We start from the raw sequence: 18700 nt of genomic DNA, 5'->3' as shown, positions 1-18700 counted from the left end.
TCGGGTGATTTAGAGGGGCAATACTCCGTTCGGTCGTGCCAACAGGTCGGTCAGGGGGGCCGGTCGGCCCAGGTGGAAGCCTTGGGCGACGTCGACGCCGAGTTTCATGAGTGCCTCGACCTGTGAGGGCCGTTCCACCCATTCGGCGACGGTGGACAGGCCGAGGCCGTTGGCGATCTCCATCATCCCGGTGACCAGGACGGCGTCGGTGCGGCCGTGGTCGATGGCGCGGACGAACTCGCCGTCGATCTTGAGTCCGGTGACGGGAAGGTGCTTGAGGTGGACGAAGGAGCCGAAGCCGGAGCCGAAGTCGTCGAGGGTGATCCGGCAGCCCGCGTCGCGTAGCCGCAGGGACAGGTCACGGGCGGCGTCGAGGTTGGTCATGGCCGCGGTCTCGGTGATCTCGATGCCGAAGCGGCCCTGGGTGATGTCGGCGGCGGCGAGGCGGTCGAGGACGAAGTCGCAGAAGTCCTCGTCGTCGAGGGTGCGGGCGGAGACGTTGACGTCCAGCCGGAAGGCGGGGTCTCGGTGGACGGCCAGGGCGTCGATGGCCTGGCCGAGCACCCAGCGGTCGATCTCCAGGACGAGGTCGGTGCGTTCGGCGTCGGGGAGGAACTCGGCGGGGCCGATGCGGGGCAGCTGCTGGTCCTCCAAGCGCAGGAGCAGTTCGTAGCCGAGGGTGCGGCCGGTGCGCAGGTTCACCATGGGCATGGCGTGGAGGGCGAGGTGGCCCTTGCCCAGTGCGGTGCGCACGCGTTCCAGGACGTCGACACGTTTGGCGGTGTCAGCGTAGTGGGCGGGGTCGTAGACGGTGACACGGTTGCGGCCCGCGGCCTTGGAGGCGTAGAGGGCGAGGTCGGCGTTGGCCAGGACGGCCTCCCAGCCGTGGCCGGAGGCGAAGGGTGCGACGCCGGTGCTGATGGTGATTCTGATCGCGGCACCCGCGACGTCGATGGGGACGGCGGCGACGGCCTCGGCGAGCCGTTGGGCGATGGCTCTGGCGTGGGCGGCGTCGACCTCGGGCATGACGACGGCGAACTCGTCCCCGCCGAGCCTGGCGAGGAACTGTCGGTCTTCCATCCGGTCGCGGAGGGTGGCGGCGAGGGTGCACATGACCTGGTCGCCGATCTTGTGGCCGCGCAGGTCGTTGACGTCCTTGAAGTTGTCGAGGTCGATCAGCAGCAGTGATCCGGTGGTGCTCACGGCGAGTTGACTCTCGAGTTCGCGGGTGAGCGAGCGCCGGTTGGGCAGGCCGGTGAGCGGGTCCTCCTCGGCCATCTTGCGCAGTTCGACGTGGACCTGGTGGGCCTGGGTGATGTCGTGGGCGCTGCCGACGAGACGGACGGGGACGCCTTGTCGGTCGTGGAAGACCTCGCCGAAGCATTCGAAGATGCGTTCGTCGGCGTCGGGGTCGGCGTTGAGGGCTCGGTGGATGTAGGTGAAGGGTTCCCCGGTGCGCAGCGCTCTGCTGAGGGTGCGTTCGACCAGCGGCAGGTCTTCGGGGTGGACCATGCCGAGGAACGCGGAGTAGTCCAGTTCGGCGTCGGCGGGGTGGCCGGACATCTCGCGCATGCCGTCGGACCAGACGACGCGGTCTTCGCCGACGAACCACTCCCAGTTTCCGACCTTGCCGACGACGGGCGATCGGCGGGTCGAGGCGTCGGTCCTGACGAGTTCCTGCTCTCGCCATCGGGTGACGTCCATGGCCCGGTAGAGGAGACGGTGGTCGGTGCCGGGCAGCGGCAGGCAGACCACCTCGATCCAGCGGGGCGGGGCGCCGTCGGCGGCGATCCGACTCAGCCACGGCAGGCCGTCGGCGGCCTCGGCGATGCCGGGCAGCAGCGCGGGCAGTGAGACGCCGACGCCTTGTGCCTCGGTGACGCCGAGGAGCCGGGCGAGCGCGGCGTTGAGCCACTGGAGTCGCCCGCGCGCGTCGGCCACACCGAATCCGACGTCCGCGTTCTGCAACACAGCGTGTCGCACGGCCTCGTCGTCCGTCACCCGTTCCTCCCCTGGTGCCCACCCTGCTGGAGCAATCGTGGCGTTCGCATGGTGCCGTGGGCAAGCCGTGGTCCGCGCCGAACTCGTCAGCGCAGCCGTTCCAGCCGCCCCGCCGTCTCGACGAGCTCGGCGGCCAGCCGGTGCATCTCCTCGGTGTCGAGGCCCTCCTCGACGCCGGTGAGGACGTCCTCCGCCGCACAGCGGAGTTGGAACAGGCGATCCTGCAGGTCGGTGATCTCGGTGGCCGACAGCACCACCGCGTCGTCGGGCAGCCCGCCGCGTTGGACCATGCTGCGTCGTTCGTAGGCGCGTTGTCTACAGGCCTGTCCGCAATATCGGCGTGGACGGCCGGTCCGGCCCGCGGCGGAGAGGCGGGCGCCGCACCAGGTGCAGTGGCGAGGTTCACGGCGCGTGATGGGGGCGAGGGAGTCGGCGAGGTGCTCCACGGCGGTGAACGGTAGCGGGCGTGGCCTTCCGCGCCGAGGTGCCACGCCGCACCTCACACTGGGCGGGTGCCACGACGACAGCAGCGACCGCATCCGTATCTCGACGGCCCGCATCCTCGGGCGTTCGCCCACCGCGGCTGGCATCTGGACGAGTTGGCGGGGATGGAGAACTCCGCCGCGGCGATGGTCCGGGCGTGGGCGGAGGGGTTCGTCTATCTGGAGACCGATGTGCGGGCGACCGCCGACGGCGTGGTGGTGGTGCAGCACGACGCCACGTTGGGGCGCACGACCGACATGGCGGGGGTGGTGGCGGCGCTGCCGTGGTCGCGGGTGCGGCGGGCCCGCATCGGTGGTCGGGAGCCGGTGTCGCGGTTGGAGGACGTGTTGGAGGCGTTGCCCGCGGCGCGGTTCAACATCGATGTGAAGTCCGATCATGCGGTGGGTCCGGTGCTGCGGGTCGTGGAGCGGATGTCGGCGTGGTCGCGGGTGTGTCTGGCCTCGTTCGACGAGCGGCGGCTGCGGGTGCTGCGCAGGGCGGGCGGGCCGAGGTTGCTGACGTCGTTGGGGCGAGAGTCGGCGCGGTTGCTGTGGGCGTCGTCGCGGCTGGGTCGGGTCGGCGACGGGCTGCCGGTGGCGGGCGGGCTCGCGCAGCTGCCGTTGGATCGGGGGATGTTGCGGGTGGTGGACGAGCGGTTGGTGCGGGCGGTGCGGCGGCGGGGGCTGGAGGTGCACGTCTGGACGATCGACGATCCGGCGCGGATGCGGGAGCTGCTGGATCTGGGGGTGGACGGGTTGGTGACCGATCGGCCGGATCTGCTGCGTGCCGAGTTGTCGGCGCGGGGGGTGTGGTCGTCGGGCGGGTGAGGCCGGGTCGGCCCGCTCGGGTGCGCCTCGGGTGCCTCGGTGGCGGGGTGTGTGCGGGGTCGTCCGCCCGGCTGAGCTGGGGTCGGTGAACGGCGGGGCCGTGGTGCGCGACGAATCGGTGTCGGCTGGGTGTCGGCTGGGCTTTTCCTCGTCGTCGGGCGGGAACCGCCGATTACAGTCCCGCCACCGGGTGTCGGAATTCACCCGGTGGGAGGAATTGGACTGTGGGGTCGAACGTCGTGGAGCCGGGTGACGAGGCTGCGTCGAGCAGTGCGCAACGGCGGCGGGAACAGCGTGGCTGGTGTTGGTATGACTGGGCGAACTCGGTGTTCCCGACGTCGGTCATCACGGTGTTCCTGTCGCTGTATCTGACGGAGGTGGCCGAGTCGGCCGCGCGGGCCTCGGGCCAGCCGTGCGCGGACGGTTCAGCGTTGGTGGACTGTGACATCAGCCTGTGGGGCTTGTCGTTCCCGGCGGGGTCGTTGTGGGGTTATCTGCTGTCGGTGGCGACGGTGGTGCAGGTGTTGGTGCTGCCGATCACCGGTGCCATCGCCGACCGGACGCAGAACAAGCGGGTGATGCTCGGCGGGTTCGCCTTCGCCGGAGCGGCGGCGACCTCGGCGTTGGCGTTGCTGGCGGGGACGAACTGGCAGCTGGGGGTGGTGCTGTTCATCCTGGCGAACATCTGTTTCGGCGGTTCGGTGGTGGTGTACTACTCGTTCCTGCCGGAGATCGCGGATGCCGACGAGCGGGACGGAGTGTCGTCGCGTGGCTGGGCGTTCGGTTATCTGGGCGGCGGCCTGGCGTTGGCGTTCCATCTGGCGCTCTATCTGAGTCACGAGGCGTTGGGGCTGACCGAGGCTGAGGCGGTGCGGTGGTGTTTCTTCACCGCGGGTCTGTGGTGGGCGGTGTTCACGCTGATCCCGTTGGCGCGGCTGCGCGGTCATCAGCCGCCGCAGGGCTCGGAGCGTGGTGTGGCGGTGTTCCGGGCCGGGTTCTCGCAGTTGGCGCAGACGCTGCGGGAGGCGAAGTCGTACCCGTTGACGCTGGGTTTTCTGGCGGCGTACCTGGTCTACAACGACGGGATCGTGACGGTGACCAACGTCGCGGGTCAGTACGGGGAGCGGGAGCTGGGGCTGGATCGGACGGTGCTGATCACGACGATCCTGATCGTGCAGTTCATCGCGTTCGTCGGCGCGGTGGCGCATGGGCGGGCGGCGCGGCGGTTCGGCGCGAAACGGACGATCATGGGCAGTCTGGTGCTGTGGGTGCTGGTGGTCGGAGCGGCGTTCTTCGTCGAGGCGGGTCAGGAGTTCCAGTTCTACGGGCTGGCGGTGGGCATCGGCCTGGTGTTGGGCGGAACGAACGCGTTGTCGCGGTCGTTGTTCTCTCAGCTGGTGCCGCCGGGGAGGGAGGCGGAGTACTTCTCGGTGTACGAGGTCGGTGAGCGGGCGACGTCGTGGCTGGGTCCGCTGGTGTTCGCGGCGGCGGGGCAGGCGACGGGGTCGTATCGGCTGGCGATCGTGTCGTTGGTGGTGTTCTTCGTGGTGGGGCTGATCCTGGTGGCGTTGGTTCCGGTGCGGCGGGCGATCGCGGCGGTGGGCAACAGGCCGCCGACGGTGGTGTGATCTCGGGCCGGGGAATGTGAGGGCGCGTCGAGCTGATCGGCGCACACCGTAAGGTCTGCGGCCGTGGACAGTGCAGTGTTGGCCGATGACCCGACCGATGCCCTCTCCTCGCTCCCCCGGCGTTCCGGGCGTCGGGCGGCGGGGCAGGTGAGGTTCTTCTACGGTCCGATGGACTGTGGGAAGTCGACGCTGGCGTTGCAGATCGATCACAACCATGCACGGCAGGGCCGTGAGGGGATGCTGTTGGTTCGTCACGACCGGTCGGGGCAGCCGAAGATCTCCAGTCGGATCGGCATCACCCGGGGTGCGGTGGAGGTCGACGAGGATCTGGACATCCGGGAGCTGGTGCGGGGGCGTTGGTCGGTGAGCAGGCCGGTGGACTATCTGATCGTCGACGAGGCGCAGTTCCTCACCCCGGCGCAGGTGGACCAGTTGGCCGAGTTGGCCGACGACGTGCAGGTGGACGTGTACTGCTTCGGGATCGCGACGGACTTCCAGAGCAGGCTCTTCCCGGGGTCGCGGCGGCTGTTCGAGTTGGCCGACCTGATTCAGGCGGTCCAGGTGGAGGTGTTGTGCTGGTGTGGTTCGTCGGGGCGGTTCAACGCCAGGGTGGTGGACGGGCGGGTGATCCGGGCCGGTGACACCGTTCTGGTGGCCGACACCGGACAGGACGGGGTCTCCTCGGGCGGTGCCGCCGGCGACGGTCGAGAGCCCGTCGACCAAGAACCTGTGACTGTGCGTTATCAAGTGTTGTGTCGTCGTCATTTCAGGGCCGGTGATCTGGGCCCGATCGCTACTGGACAGGGGCAACTGAGTCTGGCTTGATAGCCTCCGCCCTGAGCACCATCACCCATTCGTGTGGTCGTGCTCGTTACTTGGCGGAAAACGCGTCACGAACAGCGCTTGATTGCATCCCTATGGAGGAAGCCTTCGTTGACGCGTGAAACACGTCACCGTGGGCGACCGACTAGGCCAAACCGGGAACGACGACGACCTCACCGTCGTTGCACTCGGTGAGCACGTACCCCAGGGTCGATCCAGACCCTGGACCGAGCGAAAGGACACCGTTATGGCCGACCGCGTTCTGCGTGGCAGCCGGCTCGGAGCCGTCAGCTACGAGACCGACCGCAATCACGACCTCGCACCGCGCCGGACGGTGCGCTACGCCTGCCCCAAGGGCCACGACTTCGAGGTCCCGTTCTCCGATGACGCCGAGGTCCCCTCGATCTGGGAATGTCGGCTGCACGGCAACGAGTCGAAGATGCTCGACGGCAACGAGCCGGAGCCCAAGAAGGTCAAGCCGGCTCGTACCCACTGGGACATGCTGCTGGAGCGCCGGACGATCCCCGAGCTCGAGGAGCTGCTGTCCGAGCGGCTCGAAGAGCTGCGCGGCAGGCGCACCTCTCGGTCCGCCTGAGTCGCGGGCCGCACGATGCGGCGAGCCAGGCCGCCTGAACCACCGGGTTCAGGCGGCCTCGCCGTGTCGATCGCGCACCGGCGGGAGCGCCGACCCGCCTGACGGCAGCCGCGCACTCAGCCGCCACACCGCCTGGGCGGGCGCCGAAGCGATCCAGTGACACCGGGGCGCCCGAACCGATGAGGAGCGGTTTCGATCACAGACGGTGTCGAGTGTCGCGACCGCCTCGCCCGCGCACGCTCGCCGCCTTCGCCGGGTTCGTGGCCACCCGGCCTCGGCTTCTCCCCACCGCGGGCCGCCACCCGTCGGCGGCGCCTCCTCGAGAGGCGTCGCCCGCGTCGTTCAGTGTGCGCGTCTGCCTCCGAGCAGCGCCTGCAGTTGCCGTCCTCGGCGGCGCAGGCCCCACTTGGTGACCCGCAGCAACGCCTCACGGACGATGTTGCCACTCATCTTCGACTCGCCGTGCACCCGCTCCGTGAAGGTGATCGGGACCTCAGCGACGGTGAAGCCGGCCTCGATCGCCCGCCACGCCAGGTCGATCTGAAAGCAGTAACCCTGCGAGGCGACGTTGTTCAGCCGGATCTTCTCGAGCACCTGCCTGCGGAACGCCCGATATCCGCCGGTGATGTCCTTCACCCGGGCGCCCAACGCGATCTGGGAGTACAGATTGCCGGTCCTGGAGATCCACTCCCGACGTCTGGACCAGTTCACCGTTCTGCCGCCGGGCACATACCGCGACCCGAGCACCAGGTCGGCGCCGTTGGCGTCGTCGCCCAGCGCCGCGAGCAGCCGGGGCAGCTCCTCGGGGGCGTGGGAGCCGTCGGCGTCCATCTCCACCACGACCCCGTAGTCGCGGTCCAGCGCCCAGGTGAACCCCGCTACGTACGCCGCGCCCAACCCGGCCTTCTCCGTGCGGTGCATGACGTGGACCCTCGGGTCCTCGGCGGCCATCTCGTCGGCCAGGTCTCCGGTGCCGTCCGGGCTGCCGTCGTCGACGACCAGCACCTCCGCCGTGGGCAGCGCCGCGTGCAGACGCGCGACGATCGGGCCGATGTTCTCCCGCTCGTCGTAGGTCGGGATGACCACCAGCACCTTGTCCAGGCCGGGAGCCTGGCTCTCGTGCTCGGCAGGCTGCTCCGCCATGTGTCTCCTCCTCGTCGACGCCGCTCCCGCCTGCGTCGACCGTCTGTTCCCGATCATGTCGCCCCGTTCCCGGTGGCGCCCGGGACCTTCGCTGTACCTGCTGTCTGCGCCGTCCAGGGCTGCGCGGATCAGGGCTGCGCAGCCTCCCGCACGGCGGAGGACCTGTCGAGTCGGCGGCGTCGGACGCCGCCGATCACGACCCAGCCCGCCGCCGCCACGCCCAGAGCGGAGATGATCCACTCCGGGCCCGCGCCGAGCCGGGTGGCCAGCGTAGTCGTCGAGCGCAGGGGGATCTCCGCGACCAGTGCGTCGGCGGTGAACAAATCCGTCGACGACACGACGGTGCCCGACGGGGAGACCACGGCGGAGATGCCGCTGGTCGCCGCGACGAGCACGGCGCGGCCGTGTTCGACGGCCCGCACCTGGGAGATCGCCAGCTGCTGTTCCGACATCGCGGTCAAGCCGAAGGTCGCGTAATTGCTGGGCACGGCGAGCACGGTGGCACCGGCCAGCACGGTGTCGTTCACCCGATGATCGAAGGCGACCTCCCAACAGGTGACGACGCCGACGTCGGCGCGACCCATGGCGAACACTCCGGGCGTGTCGCCGGGCTGGTACTCCCGGTCGGGAATGCGAATGGAGGGGTTGACCACGCCCATCACCGCCGAGACCAGCCCACGCAGCGGGATGCGCTCACCGAACGGCTGGATCTCACGTTTACGGTAGATGTCGACCGGACCGTCGGCGGGGTCCCAATGCACGACCGTGTTGTGAATGTCGCCCTGTTCGGGGGTTTCCAGGGTGCCGATCATCGTGGGTGCGTCGATGGCGCGCACGGCCGAGTCGATCACCGCGTCGGCGTCGGCATTGCGGAACGGGTCGATGTCGGAGGCGTTCTCCGGCCAGATGACGATGTCGGGCTGCGGTTCCCGGCCCGCGGCGACGTCGGCGGCCAGTTCACGGGTGCGCTCGGCGTGATTGTCCAGGACCGCGCGCCGCTGGGCGTTGAACTCCAGGCCGAGCTGCGGAACGTTGCCCTGGATCAACGCGGCGGTGACGGTGCCCTCCTGCGCGTCGGTCCCCACCGCTGGCGACGCGGCCAACGCCGCCAGCGCGGGCACCACTGTCAGCACCGCAGGCATGGCCAGTGCTCGAGGCCCGATGGTCGCGGAGCCGTCGACGACCGGACGGCGAGCCGCCAGGACACGACGGGCCAGATCCGCCAGTCCGAAGCCGCACAACGCCACGGCGAACCCGACCAGGGCAACACCTCCGAGGGAGGCCAGGGACAGGAACAACCCGTCGGCCTGGCCGAAGGCCACGCTGCCCAGCGGGAACCCGCGGAAGGGCACGGCGCCCCGCAGGGCCTCGGCGGCGACCCAGGCCGCCGCCGCCCAGATCGGTGCCGCGGGCAGCCTGCCGACGAGGGCGACCATGACTGCGGCCAGGCCGAAGAACGACGCCTCCAGCATGGCCAGCACCACCCAGGGCACCGCGCCGACGTACTCGTTGGTCCAGGTCAACAACGGCAGGAAGAACGTCAATCCCGCGAGGAAGCCGAGACCGAAGGCCGCGCGCGCCCGCCGCCCGTACACCGCGGCGGAGAACAGGGCCAGGGCGATCGGCGCCATCCACCACCAGGAGAACGGAGCGAAGGACAGGGACAGCAGCGCCCCGCCCGCCGACGCGGCCAGCAGGCGCGACACGGTATGGCGCCCCCGAGGCGCGGGCGGGCCGTCCTGATCCGCGGGCTCGTTCGGCGACGCCGCGATGATGGCTGAAGACACGGCGACAACCCTACGGAACCAGCGCCGCGGTCCGGCCCTGCGCCCCGACCGACGTCGAGGCGTGGGTGCCCGTCGCGCCGCGGGCGGAATCCGGTCCTCGCCTCGGTGGTCGGGCACCGAGACCACTCCCGATCAGGTGGACCGGTTCGCCTCGCTCTTCGGCGGGGGCGAACCCGGGGACTCGCGGATGCCGTCGGCACGCGCGGCCTCCGGCCGCGCGCCGCCACGCACCATGGTGGCGACCCGTCGACCATTCGCGAGCAGCACGCCGTCCGACGACTTCCTCCCGCCGTGTCGCCACCGGTCGACGAGGAGCGCCCCGACCACCACGAGCCCGAACAGTGTGAGCCCGGTGACGAGCAGCGCGCTCAGCAGCGGCCACATCAGGGATGACCAACGATCCGCGACCATTCCACCACCTCCTGTGATCACCGCAGACCGTAGGACCGGCGACGTGGGCGGCGCGAGTCGACACGGCGCACCGGTGACGAGGCCGAGCGGGCGGCGGCGATGACGAGCCGTGTCGACCGCCTGCCGTGATGATGGGCCCATGAGCCGAACACAGCCCTCGGCCGCGGCCCGCTCCCCTGCTCCTGCCACCCCACGTCCGAGTCCACAGCCCGCGCCGGACCCGGAGCCCTACCGGGTCACCGCCGAGTTCTACGACCTGCTGCATCGGAGCCGGTACCGCCGCAAGGCGCAGCGGGAGCTGGCCGCGCTGGCCCGCTCGGCTCGGGCGGGGATCCTCGAGGTGGGAGCCGGGACGGGCATCGTGACCGAGGTGCTGGCCGAGTCGACGTCGGTTCCGGTGCATGCAGTGGAGCCCGCGCGGGCGATGCGGACGGTGCTGCTGTCTCGGTGGGCCGGATCGAGCCCGATGCGCCGACACGTCCGGGTGTACCCGCAGCCCGTGCAGGAGCTGCGGCCTGTCGACCCCGTCGACCTCATGGTATGCGTGAACCTCGTGGACGGGCTGGCCCCGCCGACTCGACGGCTGCTGTGGTCGAGGGCGCGGGCGCTGCTGCGGCCCGGGGGGCTGCTGGTCGTCGACCGCACCGGGGCCGTGCCGAGAAGACCGAAGCCCTTGTCGGCCGTGGTCGTCGGGGACACCCGGTATGAGGTCACGGTGGTGGCCGCGCCGGTGGAGGGGTCACGCCGACTGCGGTGGACCTTCCGATACACGGTGACCACCGCCGAGGGGGCGGTGCGGGAGGAGCAGGAGTCCTTCGACCTGTGGCCGGTGGAGGAGGCCGAGGTGCGCGCGGAGGTGGCGTCGGCAGGTTTGGCCGCCGGACCGCCGCAGCCCGGTCTGCTGGTCTTCCGTCGTTGAGTCGGCACCGCGACGACCGGTCCGACCAGACCGGTGCGGGCGGTGCGTCGCGACACCGCCTGCGAGGCGATCAGCACCAGGTGTCCACGCTCGGTCCGACGTGAACCACGGCGTCGCACCCGCCGGTGGTCGGCGACTCCGAGGCGTCTTCGTCGTCGTGCTTCCCCGGCGGGGTCTGTCCGAGCCGGCGGCGGCGGTGCCGACACCGGACGACCCGTTGCTGCCCGTTCCGATGTCGACGCCGGTCCGACTGTTCGGAACCCGTACGCGGCGGTGCCCTGATTCGTCGGTCCGCCCTGGTCGTGGCCTGCGGTCCGCTGTCGACGGCGATCCGACGACCCGCCCCGATTCGGCCGGCCGCCTCCGGTTCGCTCGGCGTGGGCGGGCCCATGGGTGTGCCGTCGACCTCGGTGGCTGCCCACCTCCTCGCGGATGCGCTCTTCCGGGTGAACACGCCGCTGGAACCGGGTCTCCCATCTCACGTCCGACGCCGCCCGGGCGTCTTCAAGGTGTGACCGTCGACGCCACCCATGAACGGCCTTCGTGCGCGACGGCCGAACCGGGTCGAACCCAGAGCGGAGAAGGAGGAGCCACCATGCCTACCGTGTCCCCCGCACCACAGCAGAACGGAGCCGTGTGCCTTCAGGTGCGGCCGACCGGCCGTCAACCCGCCGGACACCACGCCGATCCCGCACCATACCGATGGATCGTGCTGATCAGCGTCGATGTCCACGGCAGACAACCCGACACAGCGGATGAGGCCGTCCCTGATCAGCCCCGCCCCGCTCCGGTGCGCTCGCCCGTGCCGACGGCAGGGAGTCACGCGAACTCCGCACGGACCGCCCGTGGGGCGGCCGTCGACGGCGGCTCCGCCGAGAAGGACGAGTTCCGATTCGTCCCGCCCCGGCGTTCAGGACGAGGCGGTTCGGAACGGACCGGAGACCCGCATGTCGTGGTGAGCCTCACCGTCCCCACGCCACGCATCGAACACCCGCGGCCCGGTCTTCCGCCATGGCCGCCCGATCAGGACGGTCCCGGCGGGGAATCGGGCCTACGGTCAGGAGTCCTCCAAGGAGTATGTGCCGTAGGCGGGGCGTCCCGCAGGGCGGTAGACGTGCACGGCGACCCCGGAGCCGGTGGTGGCGGAGTCGACCAGCCGCAGGGCGGTGGGCGGGCTGCCCTCGACGAACATCCGTCGCCCGGCGCCGAGGACGACGGGGCAGATCAGCAGTCGGTACTCGTCCACCAGATCCTGATCGAGCAGGCTGAGCACGAGGTCGCCGCTGCCGTGGATCTGCAGTTCGCCGCCGGAGCCGTCGGGATCATCGGCCTTGAGTCGAGCGACCTGTTCGGCGACGTCCCCGACGATCACGGTGGAGTCATACCACGTCGGTGTGGGCATGCCGCGGGAGACGACATGTTTGGGCAGCCGGTTCAGTCGCGTCGCGATCGGGTCGTCCTCATCGGTGATGTGGGGCCAGTACGCCGCGAAGATGTCGAAGGTGCGCCGCCCCAGCAGGAACCCGCTCGCCCGTTCGAACCAGTTCTTCTCCCAGGCCATCAGGTCGGTGTCGGCGTACGGCACCATCCAGCCGCCCTGGTCGAAACCGCCGTCACGGTCCTCGTCGGGGCCGCCGGGTCCCTGCATGACCCCGTCCAACGAGAGGAACATGGTCACCGTCAGTCGTCTCATGGTCCCGCTCCCCTAGTCCGTGCACCCGATCCCCCGACGCTCCCGACCGCTGTCGCGGGTGTCTCCTGCCTACTCGCTGCGCGGTCCGCCGCCACGCCGACACGACGGGCACGATCCCCTTCGAGTGAACTTCGGCATCTCACCCACCGCGTGGAGGAGCCCCGAGCCGTTGGGGCCCGTGTCCGGCCGACGGCGCGATCCGCGACGCAGGGCGGGCGCCGCGCGGACTCACGACCAGCGCGGGAACACCACCTCGGCTGGGCACGGGGACGCGACCCGCCGGCCGGTCGGATCACGCGGCGACGGTGGAGCGGAGTCCGGCGTCAGCCGCCGAGGGGCCGAAGGCAGACGTCCTCCACCGACGGGAAGCGGCGGTGCCCGGGCGGTCCGACGATCACTGCGGGCTCTCCACATAGGTGAGACGACCGGGCACCAGCTCGGCCGCGCCTGCGCTGATCGCCACCGCCCACTCGGTGAACTCCGCCAGTTCACCTTCCGCGACCGCGACCTCGAACCGTGCGCGATCGGTGTAGTCGGCGGCAAGCACCGGGTACGACGAATCACGCAGGGCGTGCTCAAGTCGTCCGGCGTGGGGGAAGTCCACCGCCACGGTGATCACCCTGCACGGACGCAGCTCCACCGTGCCCAGCAGATCAACCGTCTCCGCGACGGCTTGACCGTAAGCGCGGATCAGGCCGCCCGCGCCGAGCTGCACCCCGCCGAACCAGCGGGTCACCACGGCGACCACGTCACTGAGCTCACGACGACGCAGCACCTCCAGCATCGGCACCCCGGCCGTGCCGGCCGGTTCGCCGTCGTCACTGGACTTCTGCTTGTCCGAGGCGGCGCCGAGCACGTAGGCGGTGCAGTTGTGCGTGGCGTTCCAGTGCTCCTTGCGGCGAGCGGCGATCACCGTGCGGGCCCCATCCTCGCCATCGACCCGACTCAGCAGACAACGGAAACGAGAACGGCGGATCTCTATCTCGTGCTCACCGTTCCGGGCGATCGTCCGGTACCCCGTGAGCATGTTCCACCGCTTCCCTCGCGACCAGCATCGACGTACCCGATCCTGCCGGATCCGACGGGCACGCTCGACACCGGCCGACCGGGGAGACGACGAGATCCACGACGTCGGCGGCCACCCGGTGACCCGTACTCCACCCGCGGGTCACCACCAACAGCGGCGCCCGCCCGCTCGGGTCGGGTCGGGTCTGCTCGCCCCACCCCGAGAATCGAAGACCACGACCAGGGGTCCGGGCGAGCGCCGCGGCGCATCAGACAGCCGTCGATCCGTCCTCAGGGCCGTCGACATCGCACAACGCCCCGGCCGTCAACCGCAGCCACCGATTCACCCCGATCTCGGAAAGGAACCGCTCATCGTGGCTGACCACCACGAAAGCCCCCTCATACGTACCGAGTGCGCTCTGCAGCCGCGCCACGCTCACCAGATCGAGATTGTTCGTCGGCTCGTCCAACAGCAACAGCTGCGGCGCCGGTTCGGCGCAGAGGACACAACACAAGGTCGCACGCAGCCGTTCCCCGCCGGAGAGCGCTCCGACCGGCAGTCGAACCCGGTCGCCGCGGAACAGGAACCGCGCCAACAGCGTCAACCGCCTCCCCTCCGTCAGGCTGGGCGCGGCGGCGGCCAGGTTCTCCACCACCGTGCGATCCGGGTCCAGCAGATCCAAGCGCTGCGACAGGTACGCGATCCGCCCCACCGCCCGGGCGACCACACCACCAGAGGGCTCGACATCGCCGTGCACCATGCGCAGCACCGTGGACTTGCCCGCACCGTTGCTCCCGACCAGCGCGATCCGCTCCGGTCCTCGGATCGTCAGGTTCACACCCCGCCCCGCGAACAGCGGCCCGCCCCCGAAATCGGCCTGCATCCCGTCCCCGGCGAACACCGTCCGCCCGGCGGGCACCCGAGTCCCGGGCAGCTCCACCGCGATCGTCGCCTCGTCCCGCACCGCCCGCCCCGCCTCCTCCAAGCGGGCCTTGGCCTCACCGACCCGTGCCGCATGCGTCTCGTTCGCCCGCCCCGCCGACTCCTGCGCGCCCCGTTTCATCGCCCCGGCGACGATTCTCGGCAGGCCCGCGCTCCCGAGAGTGCGCGCGGCGTTGCCCGCTCGACGTGCCGCTCGTTCCCGTGCCTGCTGCATCTCCCGCTTCTCCCGCCGCAACTGCTGCTCGGCGTTGCGGACGTTCTTCTCCGCAACCTCCCGGGCCGCCCGCACCGCCGCCTCGTACTCCGCGTGATTCCCGCCGTAGAAGCGCACGTCGCCACGATGCAGTTCCGCGATGCGATCCATCCGGTCCAACAGTGCCCGGTCGTGACTGACCAGCAGCAGACACCCGTTCCAGTCCTCCAACACGGCGTAGAGCGACCGGCGGGCATCGCGATCCAGATTGTTCGTCGGCTCGTCCAACAACAGCACGTCCGGCCGCTTCAGCAGCTGAGCGGCCAACCCGAGCGAGACGATCTGCCCACCACTGAGCGTGTCGAGACGTCGCGTGAACGGCAGCTCTGCGAGACCGAGCCTGCCGAGCTGGGCACGGGTGCGCTCCTCGACATCCCAATCGCTGCCGACCGTGGTGAAGTGCGCCTCGTCGACGTCACCCGACTCGATCGCCGACAACGCCGCGAGCACCGGGGCGATCCCCAGCACCTCGGCCACCGTCAGATCACCCGACAACGGCAGGTTCTGCGGCAGATACCCCGGCACTCCGTCGACCGACACCGTGCCGCGGCTGGGTATGCGGTCACCCGCGATGAGCCTCAACAGCGTCGTCTTGCCGGCTCCGTTGGGCGCCACCAGGCCGGTGCGACCGGCACCCACGGTGAACGACAGGTCCTCGAACAGCACAGTGCCGTCGGGCCAGGAGAACGAGAGGTTCGAACAGACGATGAACGCATCAGACATGGCGGAGCCCTCAAGGGTGGCGGCGGGCGCACCGGAGCGCCCGGCGGAACGGGTTCACAGGACGACGGCACGGCCGACAGCGGGCACGCCGCGCGCACCTGCCGACGGTCGATCACTTCCGGTATCACCCGGAGATGTCGTCGTCACTCACCACGTCGGTCTCCCTGACTCACCATCACGCGACCGCCACCATAACAGCGCCATGCCCGCCGCCCGCGTCGTCGAACCGACCGCCCGTCGCCGCGGCCCCGTCGTGGACGTCACCGAACACACCGCCCTCCCGCCGCATGCAACGCCTTTCACCTGCGCCGGCCACTGCCCCAGGCCACCAGGGCCGACACGGCCCACCCCCACGCCCACCGGACTCGACCACCCGCCGAAACCGTCGAGGCCGCTCTCCACACCGGACGAACACACCGGCCGGACCCGGCTGAGGGCCGGCACCGCGGCAGGCCCGGACCTTCGCCGCCGAAGGATCGGCGGCCGTCACGTTCCACGACAGCAACCCGTGGTCTCGTTCCCCTTCTGCTTCGGCTCCGCCCCGCGCCGTGGCCTGCTGCGACATTCATGCCAGATCCGGGCGCACCGGCCCCCACGATCGCCGCACCGTCCAGGAACACCGCCTCCTGCCGATCTCCAACCACACGCCATCCACCCAGGTCGCAGTCCTCCGGACGGGACGTCGGCGGTTCGGATTCCACGGCACCCGTACGCATCCGGCGCCGACTCCCGGACCGGCGACCATCGACGGCCTCGCGACCGACACCGCGGTCCGGACCGCACTCTCCTACCGCCCCGACCGGCCCTGCCCTCCGCGGACACCGATCCCACACCGGTAAATCACTCGCCCCCAGACCGACGGTCCGGCACCCTCGACCCATGACACGGACCTTCGAGGGGCTCCTCGCCGAAGCCGAGGCCGCCGACGTCGAGGGCTGGGGCTTCTCCTGGCTCACCGGCCGCGCCACCGAGGAACGCGCTCCGTGGGGATACACCCGCCTGGTCGCCGACCGCGTACGACACGCCACCGCCCTGCTCGACCTGGAGACCGGCGGCGGGGAGGTCCTCGCCGAGATACCCGGGCTCCCCGCGACGACCTGGGCCACCGAATACTGGCCGCCCAACCTCGCCATCGCCCGCCGCAGGCTCGAACCGGCAGGCATCACGGTCGTCGACGGCGACCCGACCCGACTGCCCTTCGACGACAGCAGCTTCGATCTCGTGATCAGCCGCCACCCCGTCGCACCTCCCTGGGCGGAGGCGGCCCGAGTCCTCCGACCCGGTGGCACTCTCCTGTGCCAGGGCATCGGTCCGAACAGCATGATCGAGCTCGCCGAGGTCGTCGCCGGACCCCGCCCGCCCGGCACCAGACCCGACCCCGAGCAGACCGCCGAGATCGTCCGACAGACCGGCCTGATCGTCACTGACCTGCGCACCGCGGCACTACGCGCCGAGTTCTACGACATCGGCGCGGTCGTCTACTTCCTCCGTAAGGTCATCTGGACCGTCCCGGACTTCTCCGTGGCGAAGTACCGCACCGCGCTCGCCGCACTCCACGCCCGCCTCCGTACCGACGGGCCTTTCGTCGCCCACGCACAACGCTTCCTCCTCGAGGCCCGCCGACCCGACTGAGCCGGGCGCACCCCGCCGGGCCGTCCGATCGTGCCCTGGGCATGCTCGACGACGCGGCGGACGGCTCCGGACCAGGCATGAGCGACCGGGAGCGTCGGCGACGCCGAACACCTCCGACCTCGCGGACCAGCGGTGTGACGGCGGGGCTCGGCCGACCCGACGTCGGCCGAGCCTGGCTGCCGCGCGTGACGACGAGCTCACCACGCGCCCGGCGGGCGGTCGACCGGGCCCCGCACCTCTGCGGAACAGGCCGCCGAGACGCGGACGCCGCTCAGGTGCTCAGGAACTCAGGAACTCTTCGAGCAGTGCCGTGAGCGCCCCCGGCGCGTCGAACTGGACGAGATGACCGGCCTGCTCGATCGTCTCCACCCGCGCGTTCGGGATCAGCCCGGCCAGCGTGTGAGCCCGCTCGACGGGAAGCCAGGTGTCCTGCGCTCCCCAACCGACGAGGACCGGCAGATCCAACTCCCGATAGCGGCCCACCAGCTCCTCGGTCAACCGCTCGTCGGCCTGGGCGATCTGCCGATAGAACGCGGCCTGCCCCACCGCGCCGAGCCACGGTGCGGCCAGTTCGTCCACCACCGCGGCGGGCAGCACCCGATGGGCGGCCGAGGCGAGGTACCGACGCACCAGCGCCTCGTGCAACGAGCCGGGCAACTGCCCGAAGACCTCGGAGTTCTCCCGCACCAGCCGGAAGAAGTCGCTTCCCCACGGGCGGACGCACACCGCGTCGAGCAGCGCGAGACGCGCGAAACGGACACCGCTCACCAGCGCCGTCCGCAACGCGACCGCCCCGCCGATGTCATGGGCCACCACGGCGGGCTCGGACAGACCCCACTCTCGAAGCAGGGCGACGAAGACCTCCTGAGCCGCCGCGAAGGAGACGTCCTGACCGGCGCGCATCTCCGAGCGGCCGTAGCCGGGCAGGTCCCACAGGTAGACGGTGTGTCGGCGAGACAGGCCGGTGGCCACGTCATGCCAGACCCGTGAGGAGAACGGCGTCCCGTGCAGCAGCACCACCGGGCTGCCCCGGCCGCCGCGCGCCCAGCGGACGACACCCTGCCTGCTGGTGAAGCTCTCCGTCAGATCCCACATGCCCGACCACACCTCCAGTTACCGTCAAAACCGATTAGATGGTAACACTGGTCGTTACTCCCTGAAGCGATAAGCCGGTAACATGCCCCGGTGACCTACACCCGACCTCCCGCCCCACCACCACTCACCGCGATCGAGACGTTCTGCAACACCGCATGCCTGCTCCGAGACACCGACGACCTCGCAGACCACCCCACCGCCCAGACCTGGCTGCGAGCACACGGACACCACGACCTCGCCGACCACCTCACCGACGACGACCGACACGAACTGGTGCTCGTCCGCGAGGCGATCCGCAGCCACCTCGCCGACGACCACACCGCCGACGAAGCCCGCCACGTCCTCACCGACCGCGCCGCGTCCACCCTGCGACCGCCCCGATGGACCGACCACGGCACCGCCCGCCTCACCATCGCCGCCCGACGACCCACGACACGCCTGATCGGCGAACTACTCGCCGCCCTCGCCACCGAAGAGATCGCCGACCGCCGCACCCGCCTCAAGGCCTGCCGCGCACCAGACTGCCGGTGGATCTACTACGACCGCTCCCCCGGCGACAACAGTGTGTGGTGCAGCATGAACACCTGCGGCGCCCGCCACAAGATGCGCTCCTACCGCAGTCGACGCCCGAACAGCGCACCGCCCCCGCAGCCCTGATCGGGAACGACCGTGCTCGCCCACACCGGGCGAACCCGCACACCACACACCAGAACGAGCCGGCACACACGACCGGACGAACA

At 70.5% G+C, this 18700-nt stretch carries 16 protein-coding genes; 7 read left to right on the top strand and 9 right to left on the bottom strand.

Annotated elements, in window-relative coordinates; genetic code table 11:
* Nucleotides 1–9: 9 nt before the first annotated feature.
* Nucleotides 10–2001 (bottom strand): putative bifunctional diguanylate cyclase/phosphodiesterase, encoded by a 1992-nt coding sequence (locus AHOG_RS13960; RefSeq protein ID WP_245856770.1) that lies wholly within the window; start codon nucleotides 1999–2001, stop codon nucleotides 10–12.
* 86 nt (nucleotides 2002–2087) lie between these two features.
* Nucleotides 2088–2447 (bottom strand): hypothetical protein, encoded by a 360-nt coding sequence (locus AHOG_RS13955; RefSeq protein ID WP_093941741.1) that lies wholly within the window; start codon nucleotides 2445–2447, stop codon nucleotides 2088–2090.
* Between the two features lie 66 nt (nucleotides 2448–2513).
* Here AHOG_RS13955 and AHOG_RS13950 point away from each other — a divergent pair, with 66 nt between their 5' ends.
* From AHOG_RS13950 to AHOG_RS13935, 4 genes are all read left to right on the top strand, one after another.
* Nucleotides 2514–3311 (top strand): glycerophosphodiester phosphodiesterase family protein, encoded by a 798-nt coding sequence (locus AHOG_RS13950; RefSeq protein WP_245856767.1) that lies wholly within the window; start codon nucleotides 2514–2516, stop codon nucleotides 3309–3311.
* 224 nt (nucleotides 3312–3535) lie between these two features.
* Nucleotides 3536–4939: an MFS transporter gene (locus tag AHOG_RS13945; protein WP_245856766.1), complete on the top strand. Its 1404-nt coding sequence runs from the start codon at nucleotides 3536–3538 to the stop codon at nucleotides 4937–4939.
* 63 nt (nucleotides 4940–5002) lie between these two features.
* A complete protein-coding gene (locus AHOG_RS13940) occupies nucleotides 5003–5764 on the top strand; it encodes a thymidine kinase (RefSeq protein WP_211290593.1) in 762 nt (253 codons plus the stop codon).
* 244 nt (nucleotides 5765–6008) lie between these two features.
* Nucleotides 6009–6356, top strand: a complete 348-nt coding sequence (locus AHOG_RS13935) for an RNA polymerase-binding protein RbpA (protein WP_075740826.1) — start codon at nucleotides 6009–6011, stop codon at nucleotides 6354–6356.
* 342 nt (nucleotides 6357–6698) lie between these two features.
* On the opposite strand, the gene AHOG_RS13930 is transcribed toward AHOG_RS13935, so the two are convergent.
* The 3 genes from AHOG_RS13930 to AHOG_RS13920 all read right to left on the bottom strand — a co-directional run bounded on the left by AHOG_RS13930 (nucleotide 6699) and on the right by AHOG_RS13920 (nucleotide 9697).
* The gene (locus tag AHOG_RS13930) at nucleotides 6699–7499 is read right to left on the bottom strand and encodes a polyprenol monophosphomannose synthase (protein ID WP_093941740.1); all 801 of its coding nucleotides are present in this window, start codon (nucleotides 7497–7499) and stop codon (nucleotides 6699–6701) included.
* 128 nt (nucleotides 7500–7627) lie between these two features.
* The gene (gene lnt, locus AHOG_RS13925; protein ID WP_245856763.1) at nucleotides 7628–9286 is read right to left on the bottom strand and encodes an apolipoprotein N-acyltransferase; all 1659 of its coding nucleotides are present in this window, start codon (nucleotides 9284–9286) and stop codon (nucleotides 7628–7630) included.
* 132 nt (nucleotides 9287–9418) lie between these two features.
* A complete protein-coding gene (locus AHOG_RS13920) occupies nucleotides 9419–9697 on the bottom strand; it encodes a hypothetical protein (protein WP_157736808.1) in 279 nt (92 codons plus the stop codon).
* Nucleotides 9698–9836: 139 nt separating this feature from the next.
* Between AHOG_RS13920 and AHOG_RS13915 the strand changes: the two genes are divergently transcribed.
* The gene (locus AHOG_RS13915; RefSeq protein ID WP_093941738.1) at nucleotides 9837–10616 is read left to right on the top strand and encodes a class I SAM-dependent methyltransferase; all 780 of its coding nucleotides are present in this window, start codon (nucleotides 9837–9839) and stop codon (nucleotides 10614–10616) included.
* 1057 nt (nucleotides 10617–11673) lie between these two features.
* On the opposite strand, the gene AHOG_RS13905 is transcribed toward AHOG_RS13915, so the two are convergent.
* From AHOG_RS13905 to AHOG_RS13895, 3 genes are all read right to left on the bottom strand, one after another.
* On the bottom strand, nucleotides 11674–12309 hold the full coding sequence (locus AHOG_RS13905) for a dihydrofolate reductase family protein (RefSeq protein WP_093941736.1): 636 nt from the start codon (nucleotides 12307–12309) through the stop codon (nucleotides 11674–11676).
* Nucleotides 12310–12703: 394 nt separating this feature from the next.
* On the bottom strand, nucleotides 12704–13336 hold the full coding sequence (locus AHOG_RS13900) for a YigZ family protein (protein ID WP_093941735.1): 633 nt from the start codon (nucleotides 13334–13336) through the stop codon (nucleotides 12704–12706).
* Nucleotides 13337–13583: 247 nt separating this feature from the next.
* Entirely contained in the window at nucleotides 13584–15233 is a 1650-nt protein-coding gene (locus AHOG_RS13895; protein ID WP_093941734.1) for an ABC-F family ATP-binding cassette domain-containing protein, read from the bottom strand.
* A gap of 879 nt (nucleotides 15234–16112) precedes the next feature.
* Between AHOG_RS13895 and AHOG_RS13885 the strand changes: the two genes are divergently transcribed.
* A complete protein-coding gene (locus AHOG_RS13885; RefSeq protein ID WP_093941732.1) occupies nucleotides 16113–16865 on the top strand; it encodes a class I SAM-dependent methyltransferase in 753 nt (250 codons plus the stop codon).
* 279 nt (nucleotides 16866–17144) lie between these two features.
* Here AHOG_RS13885 and AHOG_RS13880 read toward each other — a convergent pair whose 3' ends face one another.
* Nucleotides 17145–17960 carry an alpha/beta fold hydrolase gene (locus AHOG_RS13880; RefSeq protein WP_093941731.1) on the bottom strand — a complete coding sequence of 272 codons (816 nt, stop codon included), beginning with the start codon at nucleotides 17958–17960 and terminating at the stop codon, nucleotides 17145–17147.
* A gap of 90 nt (nucleotides 17961–18050) precedes the next feature.
* Here AHOG_RS13880 and AHOG_RS13875 point away from each other — a divergent pair, with 90 nt between their 5' ends.
* A complete protein-coding gene (locus AHOG_RS13875) occupies nucleotides 18051–18617 on the top strand; it encodes a CGNR zinc finger domain-containing protein (RefSeq protein ID WP_093941730.1) in 567 nt (188 codons plus the stop codon).
* The last annotated feature ends 83 nt before the right edge of the window (nucleotides 18618–18700 follow it).

The organism is Actinoalloteichus hoggarensis, assembly GCF_002234535.1.
Classification (GTDB): domain Bacteria; phylum Actinomycetota; class Actinomycetes; order Mycobacteriales; family Pseudonocardiaceae; genus Actinoalloteichus_A; species Actinoalloteichus_A hoggarensis.
Note: the sequence above shows the minus strand (reverse complement) of the source record. Positions and strands in the feature narration are given on the sequence as shown.

Coding starts and splice junctions, on each gene's coding strand:
- AHOG_RS13935 (WP_075740826.1), top strand. CDS start 6,009: ATGGCCGACCGCGTTCTGCGTGGCAGCCGGCTCGGAGCCGTCAGCTAC.
- AHOG_RS13930 (WP_093941740.1), bottom strand. CDS start 7,499: ATGGCGGAGCAGCCTGCCGAGCACGAGAGCCAGGCTCCCGGCCTGGAC.
- AHOG_RS13920 (WP_157736808.1), bottom strand. CDS start 9,697: ATGGTCGCGGATCGTTGGTCATCCCTGATGTGGCCGCTGCTGAGCGCG.
- AHOG_RS13915 (WP_093941738.1), top strand. CDS start 9,837: ATGAGCCGAACACAGCCCTCGGCCGCGGCCCGCTCCCCTGCTCCTGCC.
- AHOG_RS13905 (WP_093941736.1), bottom strand. CDS start 12,309: ATGAGACGACTGACGGTGACCATGTTCCTCTCGTTGGACGGGGTCATG.
- AHOG_RS13900 (WP_093941735.1), bottom strand. CDS start 13,336: ATGCTCACGGGGTACCGGACGATCGCCCGGAACGGTGAGCACGAGATA.
- AHOG_RS13895 (WP_093941734.1), bottom strand. CDS start 15,233: ATGTCTGATGCGTTCATCGTCTGTTCGAACCTCTCGTTCTCCTGGCCC.
- AHOG_RS13885 (WP_093941732.1), top strand. CDS start 16,113: ATGACACGGACCTTCGAGGGGCTCCTCGCCGAAGCCGAGGCCGCCGAC.
- AHOG_RS13880 (WP_093941731.1), bottom strand. CDS start 17,960: ATGTGGGATCTGACGGAGAGCTTCACCAGCAGGCAGGGTGTCGTCCGC.